A 17,355-nucleotide genomic window follows, 5' to 3' on the forward strand; every position below is an offset into this window, starting at 1 on the left:
TTTATCGGTGGTCTTTTATTGAGAAAAAATATATATGCATAAAAGCATATTTTATCCTACCCATTATCGTATACAATATTAATTGTAACAAAACTGATTACAACTAATAAGGAGGCTTTTTCTATTATGAAAAAAATGATTTTAGCAGGTGCATTAACTTTAGCAGGAATTACTGGAGCTACTGCGTTTATTCCTGAAACAAAAGTCGCTGCTGCCGCTCAAGAACAAAGCTTTACAAAATTTTATTCTTTGCAAACTGGAGGTAGTTCTGAACAAGAACCTATTTTCCTTCAAAAAGGACAAGAACTAACAATTCATCCTAACAGCAAAACTCCTAGTTACAGTGTTTATGACTCAAATCATAACCTAATTGGACGTTATTCTGATGGTTACGGCCGAATTTTCACTGCAAAAACAGATGGAAATATGTATGTTCAATTTCATGCACCTTACGTTTACTATAGTCCTGTTAGTTTTTCTGTTACTTATACTATTCAATAAAAAAGAGGTCCTTTATAGGGCCCCTTTTATTTCTCTTGCCAATTCACTTTTACAAATCCATCTTTTACTGTTAATCCGCTTATATTCAATACATATTCTTCATTTGCTTTTAAAGTAACTGTAAAAGTACCTTTTTTCGATTCACAAATTTCCTTTAACTCTTTTATACCTTCTCCTTGTCTTTCATACACACTAAAACATAAGTTTCCTCGTTTTGCATCTGTCTCATAAGAAAATGTCACTTCTGTATCCTTTTCATACTGAAATTCAATATCCTTACTGGCAATATCCCATGATGAGAATTTTGCCTCATAACTTGTTTTCCCTTGCTTCTCATTTGCTAAATATATATCCCCGGCTCTCCATGCATCATCTAACGTTTGTGCAAAAGTAAAACCACTAAGTAATACAAACATTGTGCTTGCCAATATCGCAACTAATGTTACTTTCTGTTTTTTAACAAAATTCACCTTACATTCTCCTTCAACCTTCTTTTTACTTCTTCTTACCATATATAATAAAAACCCAATAAAGAATGGCAATATAACTGCTAAAATACTCCATCCTTTGCTCATTTGATGTGCTTTAGCATCTGTATATACCCATGATGCAACACATATTAAAAGTGCTATAAAAGCTAAAAACATCGTCACTCCAGCTACTTCAAATAGTACAAACGGATTAGCGAACTCTTTCATGTAATCTATACTCCTTCTTTAAAAATGACTGTATTACAACATATATCGGAATGTATACATGCATCATAATCACAATGGCTATCAACATAGGAATTTTATAATCCAAATGTGTGACAAATTGTTCTATAACAATTGTTAACAAAACAATCCAAATGGTGTGAATACAAATCATCCATTTCCTCTCTAACTTCTGAGCCTTTCGCACGCCCTGCTTCGTGTTATTTATTAGCTCTTCGCTTGGAGTTATCTCTTCTGCTAAGCTACTCTTTACCTTCTGTTCAAATTTATCTTCTGTCATAAACGAACCCCTCCAAATGTTCTCGCATTTGCTTCTTCGCATAATTAAGGCGATATTTCACTGTACCAATCGGTATATTTAATATTTCGCTCATTTCTTTATAAGAGTATTGTTCATAATAGTAGAGTACGAGCACGGTTTTATATTTTTCATTCAATAGCTGTATAACTTCCCGTATCATTTCCGCTTCCACTTTTTGAATAAATTCTTCTGATATATTCACATCATCTGCGAAATCTATTTCTCCACCATCTTCTTTATAAAATAAATCTAAGACGCGATCTTTCCATCTTTTCTTCTTGCGGTAAAAGTCATAAAATGTACGAACGCAAATTGTAGTAATCCACTTTTTATAATTATCCACATAAAAAAGTTGGTGCCTTGATGAAAAAACCTTTATCCACGTCTCTTGAAAAATATCTTCCGCATCTTCTTTCGTTTTCGCTAACTTATAGCATAAGGAATATATTTGCTGCTTATATATATCAATTAATTCTTCTATCTTTTCTTCCATCATAAGCCTCCTGTCATTTATATAAGACGACGCAAATTCCCCTTTTGTTTGATAAATTTTTTTATTATCTCCACATAAAAAGGCAATCACAACATCGTGTGATTGCCTTTTATTTAAAAACGAAAGTCCGCTTCCGCTTTTCTTCATTACATTTTTTCTGGTGCAGATACTCCTACGATTGCTAATGCATTTTGAAGTGTAGTGCGTACTGCTTTCATTAACTCGTAACGAGCTTTACTTAATTCTAAGTTATCTTGGTTTAATACTTTTTCTGCATTGTAGAAGCTGTGTAATGTTGCTGCTAATTCAAATGCATAGTTTGTAATACGGTGTGGCAGACGTTTTTGTGCTGCATCCGCAACTACAGCTGGGAATTCACCAAGTTTTTTCAGTAACTCTACTTCTTTCTCAGAAGTAACAAGTTTATAGTTCACATCTCCATCTACAGCTAATCCTAATTCTTCGCCTTGACGAAGGATACTACATACGCGAGCATGAGCATATTGTGCATAGTATACTGGGTTTTCATTAGATTTTGATACAGCTAAGTCCATATCGAAGTCTAAATGAGAATCACCGCTACGCATTGCGAAGAAGTAACGCATTGCGTCCACGCCTACTTCTTCCATAAGCTCACGAAGTGTAACTGCTTTACCCGTACGCTTACTCATCTTCATTTTTTCACCATTTTGGTATAGTTGTACCATTTGGATGATTTCTACTTCAAGCGTGTCTTTATCGTAACCAAGTGCTTGAATAGCAGCCTTCATACGAGGAATGTAACCGTGGTGGTCAGCACCCCAAATGTTGATTAACTTATCAAAACCACGCTCTAATTTATCACGGTGATACGCGATATCTGGCGTTAAGTATGTGTAAGAACCGTCGTTTTTAATTAATACACGATTTTTGTCATCGCCGTAAGTCATTGAACGGAACCAAGTTGCGCCGTCTTCTTCAAAGATCTCTTCACGCTCTTTTAATACAGCAAGAGCTTGATCGATTTTTCCGTTTTTGTATAGTGATGTTTCTGAGAACCATACATCAAATTTAACACGGAAGCTTTCTAAGTCTTTTTGAAGTTTTGCTAATTCATATTTTAAACCGTATTCACGATAGAATTCATAACTTTCTTTTTCATCAGCTTTCGCATAACGATCGCCGAATTCTTCAGCTAAACGTTTACCAATTCCAATGATATCCGCACCATGATAACCGTCTTCTGGCATTTCTTTATCTAAGCCTAAAGCTTGCATGTAACGAGCTTCAACAGAAAGAGCTAAGTTATGAATTTGGTTACCAGCATCATTAATGTAGTACTCACGAGATACATCGTAGCCTGCTTTTGCTAATAAGTTACATAAAGTGTCACCTACTGCCGCACCACGTGCATGTCCTAAGTGAAGGTCACCTGTTGGATTCGCAGATACGAACTCAACTTGTACTTTTTCACCTTTACCAGTATTCGTTTCACCGTAAGCTTCACCAGCGTTTACGATTGTTGGAATTAAATCTGTTAAGTAGCTATTATCCATATAGAAGTTAATAAAACCAGGACCAGCGATTTCGATTTTTTCAATAGAAGCTTTTGCTTTATCGAAGTTTGCAACTAGTTCTTCTGCAATCATACGAGGTGCTTTTTTCGCAACGCGTGCAAGTTGCATTGCCATATTTGTAGAGAAGTCACCATTTGTTTTATCTTTTGGAGATTCTAATACAACGTTTGGAATCTGTTCTTCTGTCGCTAATTCTGCCTTTAATACAGCAGCCTGAATTTCTTCTTTAATCAATCCTTTTACTTGTTCTAAGGAATTCATTATTTTGCCTCCTTCAAATTAATTGTAATAGTATATCTGCCAGCTTCTTGTTCACTTAGAAGCAATGCGTAAGTTAAGAAGAGTTGTCCTTTTTTCTTTTCATCCGACCATTTAAAAAGAACGTTATCAGTCTTTGTTTGCAATGCAAACGTACCAAGTTCACTCGTATACGTACCAGTTGTCCATTCACCTTTCACATGCGTCTGACGCATAGAAACAGCACCTGAACGCATAATGAGAACTTGTTCATCTTGAATTTTAATAATTGTTTTCACTTCGCCTTGTTCGTTCGGCTCCTGGAATGTTACATATGTACCTTGACCTTTTACATAGTATTGACCATTTGCTTCAAAAGCAACGGTTTCCTTCCTCGCCCCTTCACGGATTTCTGTTACGAAATGAACGTGTACCGGCAAGCCTGCAAGTTGTTTCTCCACGTCTTGCACACCTTTCAAATGTTATAGATATTAAATACTACTTATAATAAATCACTTTTCCTATCATATCAAAAAAAGACTCTGTCTGTCTGCTGAAAAATCAGGAAAACTCCATTTCAAAAAATAATTCACTTCTACTTTATTTCATATGATAAAATATTTTTTAAATCTAAATATTCTTTCAATTAAAGAGGTGAATATAGTGATACCAACAAAGTTAAAAAAGGGTGATGAAATACGAGTGATTTCACCATCGTGTAGTTTAAGTATTGTTTCAAATGAAAATAGAAAACTTGCTATAAAAAGATTAACTGACATGGGCTTTCAAGTTACATTCTCAAAATATGCTGATGAGATAGATCGATTTGCTTCCTCCTCTATTTCTTCCCGCATTCAAGACCTCCATGAAGCATTTGGAGACCCTAATGTAAAAGCTATTTTGACTACACTTGGCGGATACAACTCAAATGGTTTATTGAAACATCTCGATTATGATTTAATTCGTGAAAACCCGAAATTTTTCTGTGGTTATTCTGATATTACTGCCTTAAATAATGCAATTTACGCAAAAACAGGGCTTGTTACATATTCAGGACCCCATTTCTCTTCGTTTGGAATGGAGAAAGGGCTCGGGTATACAACCGATTACTTTTTAAAGTGCTTAACTTCTAATGAGCCTATTGAAGTCCTGCCATCTGAAACATGGAGCGATGATTCTTGGTATATAGATCAGGAAAATCGAGAATTTATTAAAAATGAAGGATACGTTTCAATTCAGGAAGGAGAAGCTACGGGAGATATTATCGGTGGCAATATGAGCACATTTAACTTACTGCAAGGCACACCATATATGCCAAATTTAAAGCACAAAATTTTATTTATTGAAGAAGATAGTTTAACTGGAACATCTACTCTTAAAACTTTTGATCGTTATTTACATTCCCTTATGCAGCAGCAAGATTTTGAATACATAAAGGGAATCATTATAGGAAAGATGCAAAAAGGTGCAGAATGTACGATAGAAGACATTCAAGAAATGATTGCTTCAAAACCTGAACTTGCACATATTCCTATCATTGCAAACGCAAGTTTCGGGCATACAACCCCGATTTTCACTTTCCCAATTGGTGGACGTGCAAAAATTATTTCTAACAAGGAAAAAACATCTATCACTATTTTAACCCACTAAAAAGGAGCGAATGAGTCGCTCCTTTTATGGTTTTTCTATTTTTTCCAACGCTTTTTGTGGAATAGATTCTTTCGGGATTTCAGCCCATCCTTTTCCTTGCATACCTTTTGCATAAATTTTTATAAACGCCCCCGTATGCAATTCACGGTTCATCATTCTTTTAATGATCTGTAACTTTCCGTCTTCTGTATACCCTTTAAAAGTATACAAGTATTCTCCGTCTTTTTTCTCACCTTTATCTATAACCGCATAATAATCTTGTATTTCTTTATTTGAAAAGAAGTTGTCTACAAAAGCATGTACACCTTCTGTTTTTGTGTTCAAATAATACGCTGTTCCACCTAGAATAATGGCGAATATAGCTAAAACTTTAATTACCAATTTCATACATGAACCTCCTGTTTGCACTTCTTTCTCACTAGTATTATATCTATACTTGTATTATACGGAAAAGAGCATACTATACTCTATCTAAAAGTCTTACACTTTCCTTACATTATTGTAAGGGATTTTTTCTTACAGCAAGTTCCCAAGAAAAAATTTTTCCGTTTCATACACTTTTATATTATTATTGAATGATACGAATTTTTATTACAAAAATCAAAGGAGACAGTTTTCAAATGGCTATCTTGCAAGGTTTAGCACTATTACTTGTTGTACTTTGTCTATTTACACTTTTTAGTTACCGTGCGCCTTATGGAATGAAGGCGATGGGTGCTTTAGCTAATGCAGCAATCGCAAGTTTTCTTATTGAAGCATTTCACCGTTATATAGGTGGAGAAATGTTTCATAATGACTTTTTACAATCAGTAGGAGAAGCTTCCGGTAGTATGAGCGGTGTCGCAGCAGCGATTTTAGTCGCATTAGCAATCGGTGTTTCCCCCGTATACGCTGTTTTAATTGGTATCGCTACTAGTGGATTCGGTATTTTACCAGGATTTTTCGCTGGATACGTTTGTGCTTTCGTCGTGAAATTTCTCGAAAAGAAATTACCAGCTGGCGTGGAATTTTTAGCAATCCTATTTATCGCTGCACCAATCTCACGCGGAATGGCAATGCTTATGGATCCGCTTGTTAACGCAACACTCGGTAAAATCGGTTCTATGATTTCAGTTGCAACTACAGAAAGCCCTATCATTATGGGTATTATGCTTGGTGGATTAATAACAGTTATTTCTACCTCTCCACTAAGTTCTATGGCACTAACTGCAATGCTTGGATTAACAGGTTTACCAATGGCGATTGGTAGTCTTGCCGTTGCCGCCTCAGCCCCGATGAACTTTATTTTCTTTAAACGATTAAAAATTTGTTCAAAGAAAGATACAATTGCTGTAGCAATCGAGCCTTTAACACAAGCCGATGTTGTCTCAGCAAATCCAATTCCTATCTATATGACAAATTTCGTTGGCGGTGCACTTGCCGGTATTATTACATCGCTATTCCAGCTTGTTAATAATGCACCAGGAACAGCATCACCAATTCCAGGTCTTCTTGTCCTATTCGGATTTAATGACGTTATAAAAGTAACGATCGCTGCCGTACTATGTGGAATCGTTACCACTATTGTCGGATACATTGGATCTATTGTGTTCCGTAAATATCCAATCCGCTCTGCTGATGAAATTCGCGGAGTTACTCCGGAAGAGAAGGTTGCATAAGAAAAAGAGCTATTCCCATCGTTTGAGAATAGCTTTTTTTTGTGTTGCGTAACGGTAAATGAAATTATACCGGCGGTTTTTTAAATATATCAGCGCAACTCGAATTATATCGGCGATTTTTTTAATATATCGGCGCAACTCGAATTATATCAGCGATTTTTTTAATATATCGACTTACCGACACATAACGACAAAATAAGAGCCCTCTAATCATATAGAGGGCTCTTATTTTATCTAGCTGCAGCGGCTAGAATCTCCAGCCATTTCACACTCTCGGTCGAGCGTTCCAATGACCTGCGATTCTGAGCGAGCTGCCTCCGCTTTTATTACTATCCAGTTACGCCTCCTAGACCCTTGCGTCTAAGAACCTTCCCTGCCAAAAGGTAAAAAGCACCTTTTGCAGGAAAGAACCTTAGTCACCGGGTCTGAACAGTCGGCTTCACTTTTACTTTATCTAGCTGCAGTGGCTAGAATGATCGGTGGCTTCGCTTCTTCCTTCGAGGCAAAAAGCGCCTCTACGTCTGAAACTCCATCCCCCTCACATTCTGAGCGAGCCGCTTCCGCTTTTATTTCACCCAACCGAGCAGCATTTCCCGCACGAATTTGCTTGCTGCGACTGGTGTTTGATCACTATGGTCGTAGACTGGAGCTACTTCTACTAAGTCTGCTCCAACTACATTTATATTTGAATTTGCAATTGCTACGATGGAATCTAATAATTCTTTAGATGTGATACCGCCAGCTTCTAACGTTCCTGTTCCTGGAGCGTGAGCTGGGTCTAATACATCAATGTCGATTGTGACATAGACTGGGCGGCCAGCAAGTTTCGGTAATACTTCTTTTAACGGTTCTAATACGTCAAATTTGTATAAGTTCATACCTACTTCTTTCGCCCATTCAAATTCTTCCTTCATTCCAGAACGAATTCCGAAAGAATATACGTTTTCCGGACCAATTAAATCACACACTTTACGAATTGGTGTAGAGTGGGATAAAGGCTCCCCTTCATACGATTCACGTAAATCAGTATGAGCATCCATGTGGATGATTGCTAAATCCGGATATTTTTTTGCCATTGCCTTAAAAATTGGCCAAGACACTAGGTGCTCACCGCCGAGACCTAGTGGAAACTTATCGGCATCTAAAAGTTTTGATACATACTCTTCAATCATGTCTAAGCTGCGTTGTGCGTTTCCGAATGGTAATGGGATATCACCCGCATCAAAATATTTTACCTCTTCTAGTTCACGATCTAAATACGGGCTATATTCTTCAAGACCGATTGATACTTCACGAATACGTGCAGGGCCAAAACGAGATCCCGGACGGTAACTTACTGTCCAATCCATAGGCATCCCATAAATAACTACCTTTGACTCTTCAAAACTTGGATGACTTTTAATAAATACTTTACCTGAATAAGCTTCATCAAAACGCATATTCTTTTCCTCCTTATGTGGAACTTAAGGTATCCCAACCTTTCACTATTTCTCAAATTTGGAGCGAATTGCTCCTCTTTCTCGATTTACCGGGTCTTCTTTTTAACAACAAGAAGACGATTTTCTCTACAGAAGTGTAAGTAGCTAGCATGTTCAAGTCTTCTGGACAAACACCTTAAATGAGCTACTTACACTTTATTTGTTTGATACAATTCTCTTACTTAATTAAATCCCCAACAAATTTCGGTAATGCGAATGCTGCATTGTGTAATTCTTTTGTGTAGTATTTCGTTTCGATTTCGTGGAAACGCTCTTCACTTACTTCTAATGGATCATGTTTTTTAGATCCAATTGTGAACGTCCAAAGACCACTTGGGTAAGTTGGAATGTTTGCTGTGTATAAACGAGTAATTGGGAAGATCTCTTTTACGTCTTTAAACACAGTTGTAATTAGTTCTGGTGTAAACCAAGGGTTGTCCGTTTGTGCAACGAAAATACCATCTTCTTTTAACGCTTTTGAAATTCCAGCGTAGAAGCCTTTTGTAAATAGGTTTACTGCTGGTCCTACTGGCTCAGTAGAATCTACCATAATTACATCGTATTCATTTTCGCTTTCTGCGATATGTAGGAAACCGTCTCCTACTTTTACTTCTACACGCTCATTATCTAATGCGCCTGCAATTGATGGTAAGTATTGTTTAGAGTACTCAATTACTTTTCCATCGATTTCAACAAGAGTTGCTTTCTTTACACTTGGGTGTTTTAACACTTCACGAATAACACCACCATCACCGCCACCAACAACTAATACGTTTTCAGGGTTTGGATGTGTAAATAAAGGTACGTGTGCTACCATTTCGTGATAAACGAACTCATCTTTTTCTGTTGTCATAACCATGCCATCTAAAATAAGCATGTTTCCGAACTCTTCCGTTTCGACCATATCAAGTTTTTGGAATTCTGTTTGCTCCGTATGTAATGTGCGGTTAATACGCGCCGTAATCCCAAAATGTTTTGTTTGTTTTTCAGTGAACCATAGTTCCATCGTACAATCACGCCTTTCAATGCAAATTTATAATAGGGACATCATTAATGTCCCCTAACAAAAATAAAACAAAACATCCAAAATGTATAGTTAAAAGTACAAAAATACCGAAAATATATTTTAGTCAGAGGGTTCTAACATATGTGCGGAAAGGGTTTGCACCGCAAAAGGAAAGAAAACCCTTTCTTAAGAAAGGGCTTTTGTCTCTATTTCTACTGGTTTACGAATTGGAATTAGGATCATAATACAACCAACTAACACAACAATTCCACCTACTAAAAACGGACTTTGTGGTGAAACAGTATGACCGATAATTCCTGATAAAATTGGAGCAATCGCACCACCTAACCAACGAACAAAGTTATAAACACCTGACGTAACAGATCTTTCATAAGGTGAAATATCCATTACATAACTTGTATATAATGCATTGTTTAAGCCAGATGCCAATCCTGATAAAACGATAAGAGTAATTTGTAACCACATAATTTTCACAAAGAATAGTGCAATTAAGAAAATCGCAAATACGAGTAAACTACCCTTTAATAATGTTTTTGGTTCATATTTCCCTTCTAGCTTATGTGCTAAAATTGCAGAACCGTAAGCTAACGCGAGCCCCCATCCGCAAAATACAAAGCCTAATTGAATAGCTGATAAATGCATAATAAGTGGTGAATATGCTAACACAACGAAAAATCCGTAGTAGTATAACATTCCTGAAATCGCACCTTGCATAAACGGTTTATACTTCACCAGGTTAAGTAATTCTCCTACCCCAGCAGCCTTACGCTTCACTTTTCGCTCCGGTTCTTTTACAAAAAAGAATACTAAAATAAATGCTAAGAAAATTAAAATACTTGTCGCGAAAAACGGATAACGCCAAGAATAACCACCTAATATCCCGCCTAATAATGGTCCGCCAGCCATGCCTAAACCGATAGCTGCTTCGTATAATCCTACTGCTTCATGAACTTCTTTACTTAATGCTATTAATAGCGTCATTGCTGTAGCAAAAAACATCGCATTTCCTAATCCCCATCCAGCGCGGAAAAGAGATAATTGAGCAATCGTTTGCGATATACCGCATATAAACGCAAATACAGTCACAATCGCAAGACCGATTGTCATCATCCGTTTATCACCAAATCTCGATGCAAATATACCAGCTGGTAACATCATGATTGCCATCGTTAAAATATAAGCGGTAAATAACATTTCAACTTGCCAATGCGTTGCACCAATTTTCTCAGCAATAATTGGCAAAATTGGGTCAACTACCCCTATACCCGAAAAGGCAAGGAAGGTAGCCACCACTGTAATCAATCTCCCTAGTTTTTGTTTGCTCTCCATTTTGATTACTCTCCTTTTGTGTTCTCTAAAAATGTTACTGCACGATGTAAACTATCTTCTAGTTCTGCCTTTACACGTTGCATTTGCTCCATTTTTTCGTCTAGCGTTTCCACTTGTTTTTCAAGCATATCTTTAATTTCTTGAATCACTTCACGATCACGAGGGTTTTCGCTATTTCTTCTTTGCTCCATTCTTTCTTTTAACGATAAAAAATGCTGCATCTCTTGAAGCGTAATTCCTAACACTTCTTTCGCTTCCACAATTTTTTTAATTCTGGCGATATCCCCGTCTGTATACAGGCGAATGTTCCCCTCACTACGTTCAGGGGGATGAATTAAACCAATTTCCTCATAATAACGAAGTGTACGTTTTGTCAAACCAACTTGCTTTGTTACCTCATCAATTTTATACATGTTTATTCCTCCCTTCACTTGATTATTACATTTTACGTTAACGTTAACTTTTGTGCAACTGTTAGACTTTTGTAAATGTTTGTCATATTCAATTGTATTTTCCCTAAAGCAGTTTCATAATGAAAGAAAAGAGATAATAAGGAGAATTTCACATGAGTAAACCACTTATTTTCGCTCACCGCGGAGTAAAAGGAACACATCCCGAAAATACGATGATTGCCTTCCAAGAAGCAGAACGCATTGGCGCTCACGGAATTGAACTCGATGTCCACTTATCAAAAGATGGTGAACTTGTCGTAATTCACGATGAAACCGTCAATCGTACAACAAATGGCGTTGGACTTGTTTCGGAAAAAACGGTAGAGGAACTACAATCATTGGACGCTGGTAGCTATAAAGACCCTTCTTTCCATGAAGCAAAAATCCCAACGTTGCGTGAGGTTTTCATTTGGCTTTCCACAACGAACTTACAACTAAATATTGAATTAAAGACAGATGTTATTCATTACCCAAATATTGAGGAAAAAGCTGTTGCACTTGTGCGTGAATATCATCTTTCTAATCAAATTGTATTTTCATCATTTAACCATGACTCTGTTTCATTATTAGCAGAAATTGCTCCTGAAATCCCAAGAGCAATTTTATATGATACACCACTTTCTGATCCAATTGCCGAAGCAAAACATAGAGAAGCAAATGGATTACATCCAAACTTCCAGTTATTAACGAAAGAATTTGTGCAGTCAGCACAAGAGCAAGGGTATGTTTTCCGTCCATATACAATTAATGAATACAAAGATTTACAAACTATGATTGATTATGGTGTAGATGTCATCATTACCGATTGGCCAGCACGTGCCTTTGAGCTCCTTTCTTAATGGAAGGGGCTTTTTTATTTTCGAAATTTCATTGTTTAAAATAAATGAAAACCCTCAATACTAATACAATAACGCTTGTATTAATGAGGGGCTGAAAAAAGATGGATCAAACTATGAATCCAAAACTTAAAAAATATAAACGTCTTTTCTTCACCGCAATGTTTTCTTGTGTCCTTTTCTTCGTTTTTTCTTTTTTTGTTATTATTATAGTTGCAAAAATTATGGGACCTCCTCCTGTTGCGGTCCCGCAAACAAGCGTCTTTTACGCAAATGATGACACTGTTATAGGACAAAGTAATGAAATGCAAAAACGTTACAATGTATCTCTTAATGAAATTTCACCTTATGTAAAAGAGGCGACACTATCTATTGAAGATCAACGATTCTACAAACATCATGGCTTTGATATGAAACGTATTGCTGGTGCCATTGTTGCCGATTTAAAAGCGATGGCAAAAGTCCAAGGTGCTAGTACGATTACACAACAGTATGCTCGTAACCTTTACTTAGATCATGATAAAACGTGGAAACGTAAACTATTAGAAGCAATGTACACAATTCGCCTTGAGGTGAATTATAATAAAAATCATATTTTAGAAGGATATTTAAATACAATTTATTACGGACATGGCGCTTATGGCATCGAAGCTGCATCCCGTCTATATTTCGATAAAACGGCAAAAGAGTTAACATTAGCAGAAGCTAGTATGCTCGCAGGTATCCCGAAAGGGCCAAGTGTCTATTCTCCCTTTTTGAAAGAGGATCGTGCGAAAGGACGACAAGCTCTCATATTAGATGAAATGGTAGAACAAGGATATATTACGAAGCAACAAGCAGCCTTAGCGAAGAAAGAGCCACTAACTTTTGCCTCATTAGATACGAAAAAAGTAGCAGAGGTCGCACCATATTTCCAAGATGCTGTACAAGCTTCGCTCCTTCGTGATGTTGGATTAGACGAACAAGCTTTACAACGGGGTGGCTTGCGAATTTATACAACGCTAGACCCTAAACTACAAGCTGTAGCAGAACAAGCTGTAAAAGATCACATACCTGACACAACAAACATACAAACTGCTCTCGTCTCTATGAATCCAAAGACAGGTGAAGTGGCTGCTCTTGTTGGTGGAACTGATTATACTACGAGTCAATTTAACAGGGCTACACAAGCCATTCGTCAGCCTGGTTCTACATTTAAGCCATTTCTATATTATGCGGCATTAGAACGAGGATTCACGCCTGCTACGCGCTTAAAAAGCGAATATACTGTATTCACCTTAGGTGACGGCGTTTCAAAGTATAAACCGAAGAACTATAAAGATTATTATGCAGATGATTTCGTAACGATGGCACAAGCTCTCGCAGTCTCTGATAACATTTATGCTGTGAAAACGAATTTGTTTTTAGGCGATGACGCGCTTGCAAAAACAGCGAAACAATTTGGAATTAAAAGTGCATTAAAAGATGTGCCTTCTCTAGCTCTTGGTACATCACCAGTAAAACCAATTGAAATGGTTAACGCTTATAGCATGTTCGCAAATGGTGGAAAAGAAGTAAAACCTACTTTCATTCGCCGCATTATGGATCATGAAGGAAATATATTATACGATGCTCATTTAGAGAGTAAACAAGTTCTCGACAAGAGCAAAGCGTTTGTAATGGAAGAAATGATGACTGGTATGTTTAATAAGAAACTAAGCAGTTATGCTGCTGTAACTGGTCAATCGATGTTATCCAAACTATCAAGAACATATGCCGGCAAATCTGGTTCTACTGAAACGGATAGTTGGATGATCGGATTTACTCCGCAAATCGTAACTGGTGTGTGGGTCGGATATGATCAACCTAAATCTATTTCAAACGTAGCAGAACAAGGATATGCGAAGAAAATATGGACTGATACGATGGAGAAAGGGTTAGAGGGACAACCAAAAAAAGAATTTAAACAACCAAGTGACGTCGTAGCGGTTAATATCAATCCAGAGAACGGTAAAATTGCTACAAAAAATTGTCCTATTTCTGTGAAAATGTATTTCGCTAAAGGTACCGAACCGACTGAATATTGTATGGATCACGTCGATGATAAAGAAGAATTTGAAAAAACGACTGAAGAAAAGAAAAAAACAAGTTGGTGGAAAAAATATCTTCCTTGGTAAAAAAAATAGCTGACGGGCATCCGTCAGCTATTTTTTATTCACTTAATAATGCACGGCGCAATTCTTCACTAGATTCGTTCCAAATAGCTTCATTATGTTCTTTCAAGAACGTACCAAGTACCTTTTTAGATGATTCATCCATATGGTCAACCATAATGTGACGCTTCAATGATTTATCCATTTTATTTACGTGCTCTGGAAGTGATTTATATCCGCGGCGAATTTCACGGTCTACTGTCATTTCACAAGCTGTTACACCTGCATAATACGCACCTGTCGCAGTTCTTTCAATCGTTACCCAAACAAGCCAAAATGGTTTTCCGTTTGGAACTTCATCTTTATTTGTTAAAAACTTAATACCTTTTTCTACTGTACTACGCGCGTGCATCGCACCAATATCAACGAATGCAGTTTTCTCTAGTACATCAACAAATACAGGTGAAATGTTTTCTAAGCTTAATGCCCCAACACCAAATCCACCATGTCCATCTGTTGAATCATTTTTCACGATATTAAAACCGATTTTTTTCTTTTTCTCTGTCATATGTAAAATCCTCCTCACTTAAAAATTATAAAAGGCCAAAAATAGGCGCAATGATGCTATCTAAAAATACAAATACATGCGGAATAACTACCTGGAAAATAGGTTGAATTGTGTAATTACTAAGCGGTGTAATAACGAGAATTAATAACGCAATTGCCCCGTATTTTTCATACTGTGTCATTTTCGCGCGAATATTTGCTGGCGCTAAATCTTCCACAACTCGATACCCATCAAGTGGCGGGATCGGTAATAAGTTAAATACAAGTAAAACGATATTCAGCATAATAAAAATCTGGAAAAATTGAGCTAACGTATCTGCTACTGCAGATGGAATTGAGTATAATACACCAAATTTTACTAAGCTATACCAAATAATTAAACCAATTGCGCTTAAAATTAAGTTACTAATCGGCCCTGCAATTGAAACTAATATACCTGCAAGACGCGGTCTTTTAAAGTTATATGGGTTAACAGGAACCGGTCTTGCCCAACCGAATCCAAGAATTAATACTGCAATCAAACCTATAGGATCTAAGTGTGCCATCGGTGATAACGTTAAACGGCCTTGTCTCTTTGCTGTATCGTCTCCAAATTTATATGCTACATATGCATGTGCAAATTCATGAACTGATAATGCGATAATAATGGCCATTGCTACCAAAGGAATTTGGTGCAACGGGTATCTAAATAACTGATCCATGCTTCATCTCCTCTTCCATATGTCAAAAAAAGAAATTATTTGTTTTTTCGATTGTTCTTCCCCATAATCCGCTATAATAAGAGTGTAACTTACATAAAAGGAGCGATTGTACATGCCATACGTAACAGTGAAAATGCTAGAAGGACGCACAGAAGAACAAAAGAAAGCTCTTGCTGAGAAAGTAACAGCAGCAGTAAGCGAAACAACTGGTGCTCCTGAAGAAAACATCGTTGTTTTCATCGAAGAAATGTCTAAAAACCATTATGCAGTTGGCGGAAAACGCTTAAGCGACAAATAATTTCAAGTTTTTTCATAAGAAGCAGTCATTAGCTGCTTCTTATTTCTTTCCTTCTAACAACTCAATAATTCTCTCTTTATATTTTCCTTTTCTTCCATCTTCATAGATTAAATCATGCGGATAGAATAGCTTTTGATCTGTTCTTTTCTTACCTGTAATCGCCTCAACAATATCCGACTCACGTGAAAGCTCTCTAAGCTCTCCGTTTGGCATAAGAAGTAGGATTGGTAGACGCTCTTCTTCTTCTCCTGCACGATAAAAGTCATACGGTAAGTCTGATGTTGAATCAACTACTAAATAATACTCTGGATCAAGTCCAATCTTTTTAAATAAACTACTTAACTCCATCCAATTATCTAAACCGTGTTTATCTGTAAACTCTACATATTTAAATAGATTTCGATTCATAAAACGGCGGCATAAATCGCTCAAAATTGGATCTTCTTCTTCCTGCCATACTTGGAAGTAGTAATACATAACGTTCTCGTCTAACTTTAAATAATCCTCTACTGTTACTTCTTCTTCAAATAAAGAATAGAAATGAACAGGATGATTTTTAAATGTATAATACTTCTCGTGCAGTGATTTCGCACGGTGTAAAATCTTCGTTAAAATAACTTCTGCACTTCGCGTTACCGGGTGGAAATATACTTGCCAATACATTTGATAACGACTCATAATGTAATGCTCAACAGCATGCATACCACTATTTTTAATGACTACTTGATTCCCATACGGACGCATTACACGCAGTATACGTTCCATATCGAAGTTTCCGTACTTTACGCCTGTAAAATAAGCATCTCTTAATAAATAATCCATACGATCCGCATCAATTTGGCTCGAAATCATACTAATCGCTAATTTATTAGTAGATGTTTTTGCAATTACATCTGCTACCTTTTGTGGAAACTCCTTATCAACACGACTTAATACATCATTAATCTCCGTATCGCCTACGATAATCTTTTGCGTAAATTTCTCATGATCTAATGAAAATACTTTTTCAAACGAGTGAGAAAATGGGCCGTGACCGACATCATGAAGTAATGCCGCACATAAACATAACAATCTATCTTCAGCATTCCAATTTGGTCTGCCATCAAACACATCATCAATCATACGACGAATAATTTCGTATACACCTAACGAATGAGTAAAGCGACTATGCTCTGCACCGTGAAATGTAAAAAATGTCGTTCCAAGCTGCTTAATACGGCGCAAGCGTTGAAATTCTTTCGTTCCGATTAAATCCCAAATAACACGATCACGCACGTGCACATATTTATGTACTGGGTCTTTAAACACTTTTGTTTCGCTGAGTTTGTCGTTTAAATATACCACTTTCCGACATCCCCCTTTCTTTACTACATTCTTACTTTATATTATAAACGAAATGAGAAACAGAAAGAAATGAAAGACT

19 protein-coding genes are annotated in these 17,355 nt (G+C 36.7%); 6 read left to right on the forward strand and 13 right to left on the reverse strand.

Going from position 1 to position 17,355, the window contains the following annotated elements; translation table 11 throughout:
* Window positions 1-126: 126 nt before the first annotated feature.
* Window positions 127-501 (forward strand): hypothetical protein, encoded by a 375-nt coding sequence (locus tag ACQGSG_RS05445; RefSeq protein WP_000738221.1) that lies wholly within the window; start codon window positions 127-129, stop codon window positions 499-501.
* A gap of 26 nt (window positions 502-527) precedes the next feature.
* Here ACQGSG_RS05445 and ACQGSG_RS05450 read toward each other — a convergent pair whose 3' ends face one another.
* The 5 genes from ACQGSG_RS05450 to ACQGSG_RS05470 form a co-directional block, all read right to left on the reverse strand.
* Window positions 528-1,199: a hypothetical protein gene (locus ACQGSG_RS05450; protein WP_000657192.1), complete on the reverse strand. Its 672-nt coding sequence runs from the start codon at window positions 1,197-1,199 to the stop codon at window positions 528-530.
* Window positions 1,183-1,497 (reverse strand): hypothetical protein, encoded by a 315-nt coding sequence (locus ACQGSG_RS05455; protein WP_000133823.1) that lies wholly within the window; start codon window positions 1,495-1,497, stop codon window positions 1,183-1,185. Before ACQGSG_RS05455 ends, ACQGSG_RS05450 begins: the two co-directional genes overlap by 17 nt.
* Window positions 1,484-2,011 (reverse strand): RNA polymerase sigma factor, encoded by a 528-nt coding sequence (locus ACQGSG_RS05460; RefSeq protein WP_058840350.1) that lies wholly within the window; start codon window positions 2,009-2,011, stop codon window positions 1,484-1,486. The genes ACQGSG_RS05455 and ACQGSG_RS05460 overlap by 14 nt, the downstream gene beginning before the upstream one ends.
* Window positions 2,012-2,157: 146 nt before the next feature.
* Window positions 2,158-3,828, reverse strand: a complete 1,671-nt coding sequence (argS, locus tag ACQGSG_RS05465) for an arginine--tRNA ligase (protein ID WP_001086446.1) — start codon at window positions 3,826-3,828, stop codon at window positions 2,158-2,160.
* Window positions 3,828-4,265 (reverse strand): DUF1934 domain-containing protein, encoded by a 438-nt coding sequence (locus ACQGSG_RS05470; RefSeq protein ID WP_000414867.1) that lies wholly within the window; start codon window positions 4,263-4,265, stop codon window positions 3,828-3,830. The genes argS and ACQGSG_RS05470 overlap by 1 nt, the downstream gene beginning before the upstream one ends.
* 202 nt (window positions 4,266-4,467) lie before the next feature.
* Between ACQGSG_RS05470 and ACQGSG_RS05475 the strand changes: the two genes are divergently transcribed.
* Window positions 4,468-5,454, forward strand: a complete 987-nt coding sequence (locus ACQGSG_RS05475; protein WP_000613235.1) for a S66 family peptidase — start codon at window positions 4,468-4,470, stop codon at window positions 5,452-5,454.
* Window positions 5,455-5,478: 24 nt separating this feature from the next.
* On the opposite strand, the gene ACQGSG_RS05480 is transcribed toward ACQGSG_RS05475, so the two are convergent.
* Entirely contained in the window at window positions 5,479-5,841 is a 363-nt protein-coding gene (locus ACQGSG_RS05480; protein WP_000779915.1) for a YxeA family protein, read from the reverse strand.
* Between the two features lie 233 nt (window positions 5,842-6,074).
* Here ACQGSG_RS05480 and ACQGSG_RS05485 point away from each other — a divergent pair, with 233 nt between their 5' ends.
* Window positions 6,075-7,112, forward strand: a complete 1,038-nt coding sequence (locus ACQGSG_RS05485; RefSeq protein WP_098005335.1) for a PTS sugar transporter subunit IIC — start codon at window positions 6,075-6,077, stop codon at window positions 7,110-7,112.
* 566 nt (window positions 7,113-7,678) lie between these two features.
* Here ACQGSG_RS05485 and speB read toward each other — a convergent pair.
* The 4 genes from speB to ACQGSG_RS05505 form a co-directional block, all read right to left on the reverse strand.
* Window positions 7,679-8,551 carry an agmatinase gene (speB, locus tag ACQGSG_RS05490; RefSeq protein WP_001209831.1) on the reverse strand — a complete coding sequence of 291 codons (873 nt, stop codon included), beginning with the start codon at window positions 8,549-8,551 and terminating at the stop codon, window positions 7,679-7,681.
* A gap of 217 nt (window positions 8,552-8,768) precedes the next feature.
* The gene (gene speE / locus ACQGSG_RS05495; RefSeq protein ID WP_000424696.1) at window positions 8,769-9,596 is read right to left on the reverse strand and encodes a polyamine aminopropyltransferase; all 828 of its coding nucleotides are present in this window, start codon (window positions 9,594-9,596) and stop codon (window positions 8,769-8,771) included.
* 186 nt (window positions 9,597-9,782) lie between these two features.
* The gene (locus tag ACQGSG_RS05500) at window positions 9,783-10,946 is read right to left on the reverse strand and encodes an MFS transporter (protein ID WP_000444239.1); all 1,164 of its coding nucleotides are present in this window, start codon (window positions 10,944-10,946) and stop codon (window positions 9,783-9,785) included.
* 5 nt (window positions 10,947-10,951) lie between these two features.
* Complete coding sequence (locus tag ACQGSG_RS05505; protein WP_000276578.1) at window positions 10,952-11,359, reverse strand: MerR family transcriptional regulator; 408 nt, start codon at window positions 11,357-11,359, stop codon at window positions 10,952-10,954.
* Window positions 11,360-11,511: 152 nt separating this feature from the next.
* Here ACQGSG_RS05505 and ACQGSG_RS05510 point away from each other — a divergent pair, with 152 nt between their 5' ends.
* Complete coding sequence (locus tag ACQGSG_RS05510) at window positions 11,512-12,237, forward strand: glycerophosphodiester phosphodiesterase (protein ID WP_049106877.1); 726 nt, start codon at window positions 11,512-11,514, stop codon at window positions 12,235-12,237.
* Between the two features lie 101 nt (window positions 12,238-12,338).
* Window positions 12,339-14,390, forward strand: coding sequence for a transglycosylase domain-containing protein (locus ACQGSG_RS05515; protein WP_000372967.1), 2,052 nt, complete (start codon window positions 12,339-12,341; stop codon window positions 14,388-14,390).
* A 34-nt stretch (window positions 14,391-14,424) separates the two neighbouring features.
* On the opposite strand, the gene ACQGSG_RS05520 is transcribed toward ACQGSG_RS05515, so the two are convergent.
* Entirely contained in the window at window positions 14,425-14,934 is a 510-nt protein-coding gene (locus ACQGSG_RS05520; RefSeq protein ID WP_000136678.1) for a YwhD family protein, read from the reverse strand.
* Between the two features lie 25 nt (window positions 14,935-14,959).
* Window positions 14,960-15,634 carry a site-2 protease family protein gene (locus tag ACQGSG_RS05525; protein ID WP_000372455.1) on the reverse strand — a complete coding sequence of 225 codons (675 nt, stop codon included), beginning with the start codon at window positions 15,632-15,634 and terminating at the stop codon, window positions 14,960-14,962.
* Window positions 15,635-15,746: 112 nt separating this feature from the next.
* On the opposite strand from ACQGSG_RS05525, the gene ACQGSG_RS05530 reads away from it, so the two are divergent.
* Window positions 15,747-15,932, forward strand: coding sequence for a 2-hydroxymuconate tautomerase (locus tag ACQGSG_RS05530; protein WP_001147171.1), 186 nt, complete (start codon window positions 15,747-15,749; stop codon window positions 15,930-15,932).
* A gap of 39 nt (window positions 15,933-15,971) precedes the next feature.
* Here the strand turns inward: ACQGSG_RS05530 and ACQGSG_RS05535 are convergent, their stop codons facing one another.
* Window positions 15,972-17,276 carry an HD domain-containing protein gene (locus tag ACQGSG_RS05535; protein WP_000262730.1) on the reverse strand — a complete coding sequence of 435 codons (1,305 nt, stop codon included), beginning with the start codon at window positions 17,274-17,276 and terminating at the stop codon, window positions 15,972-15,974.
* Window positions 17,277-17,355: the final 79 nt, after the last annotated feature.

The organism is Bacillus sp. GMa5/1 (genome assembly GCF_050172015.1).
GTDB classification, from domain to species: Bacteria; Bacillota; Bacilli; order Bacillales; family Bacillaceae_G; genus Bacillus_A; species Bacillus_A cereus.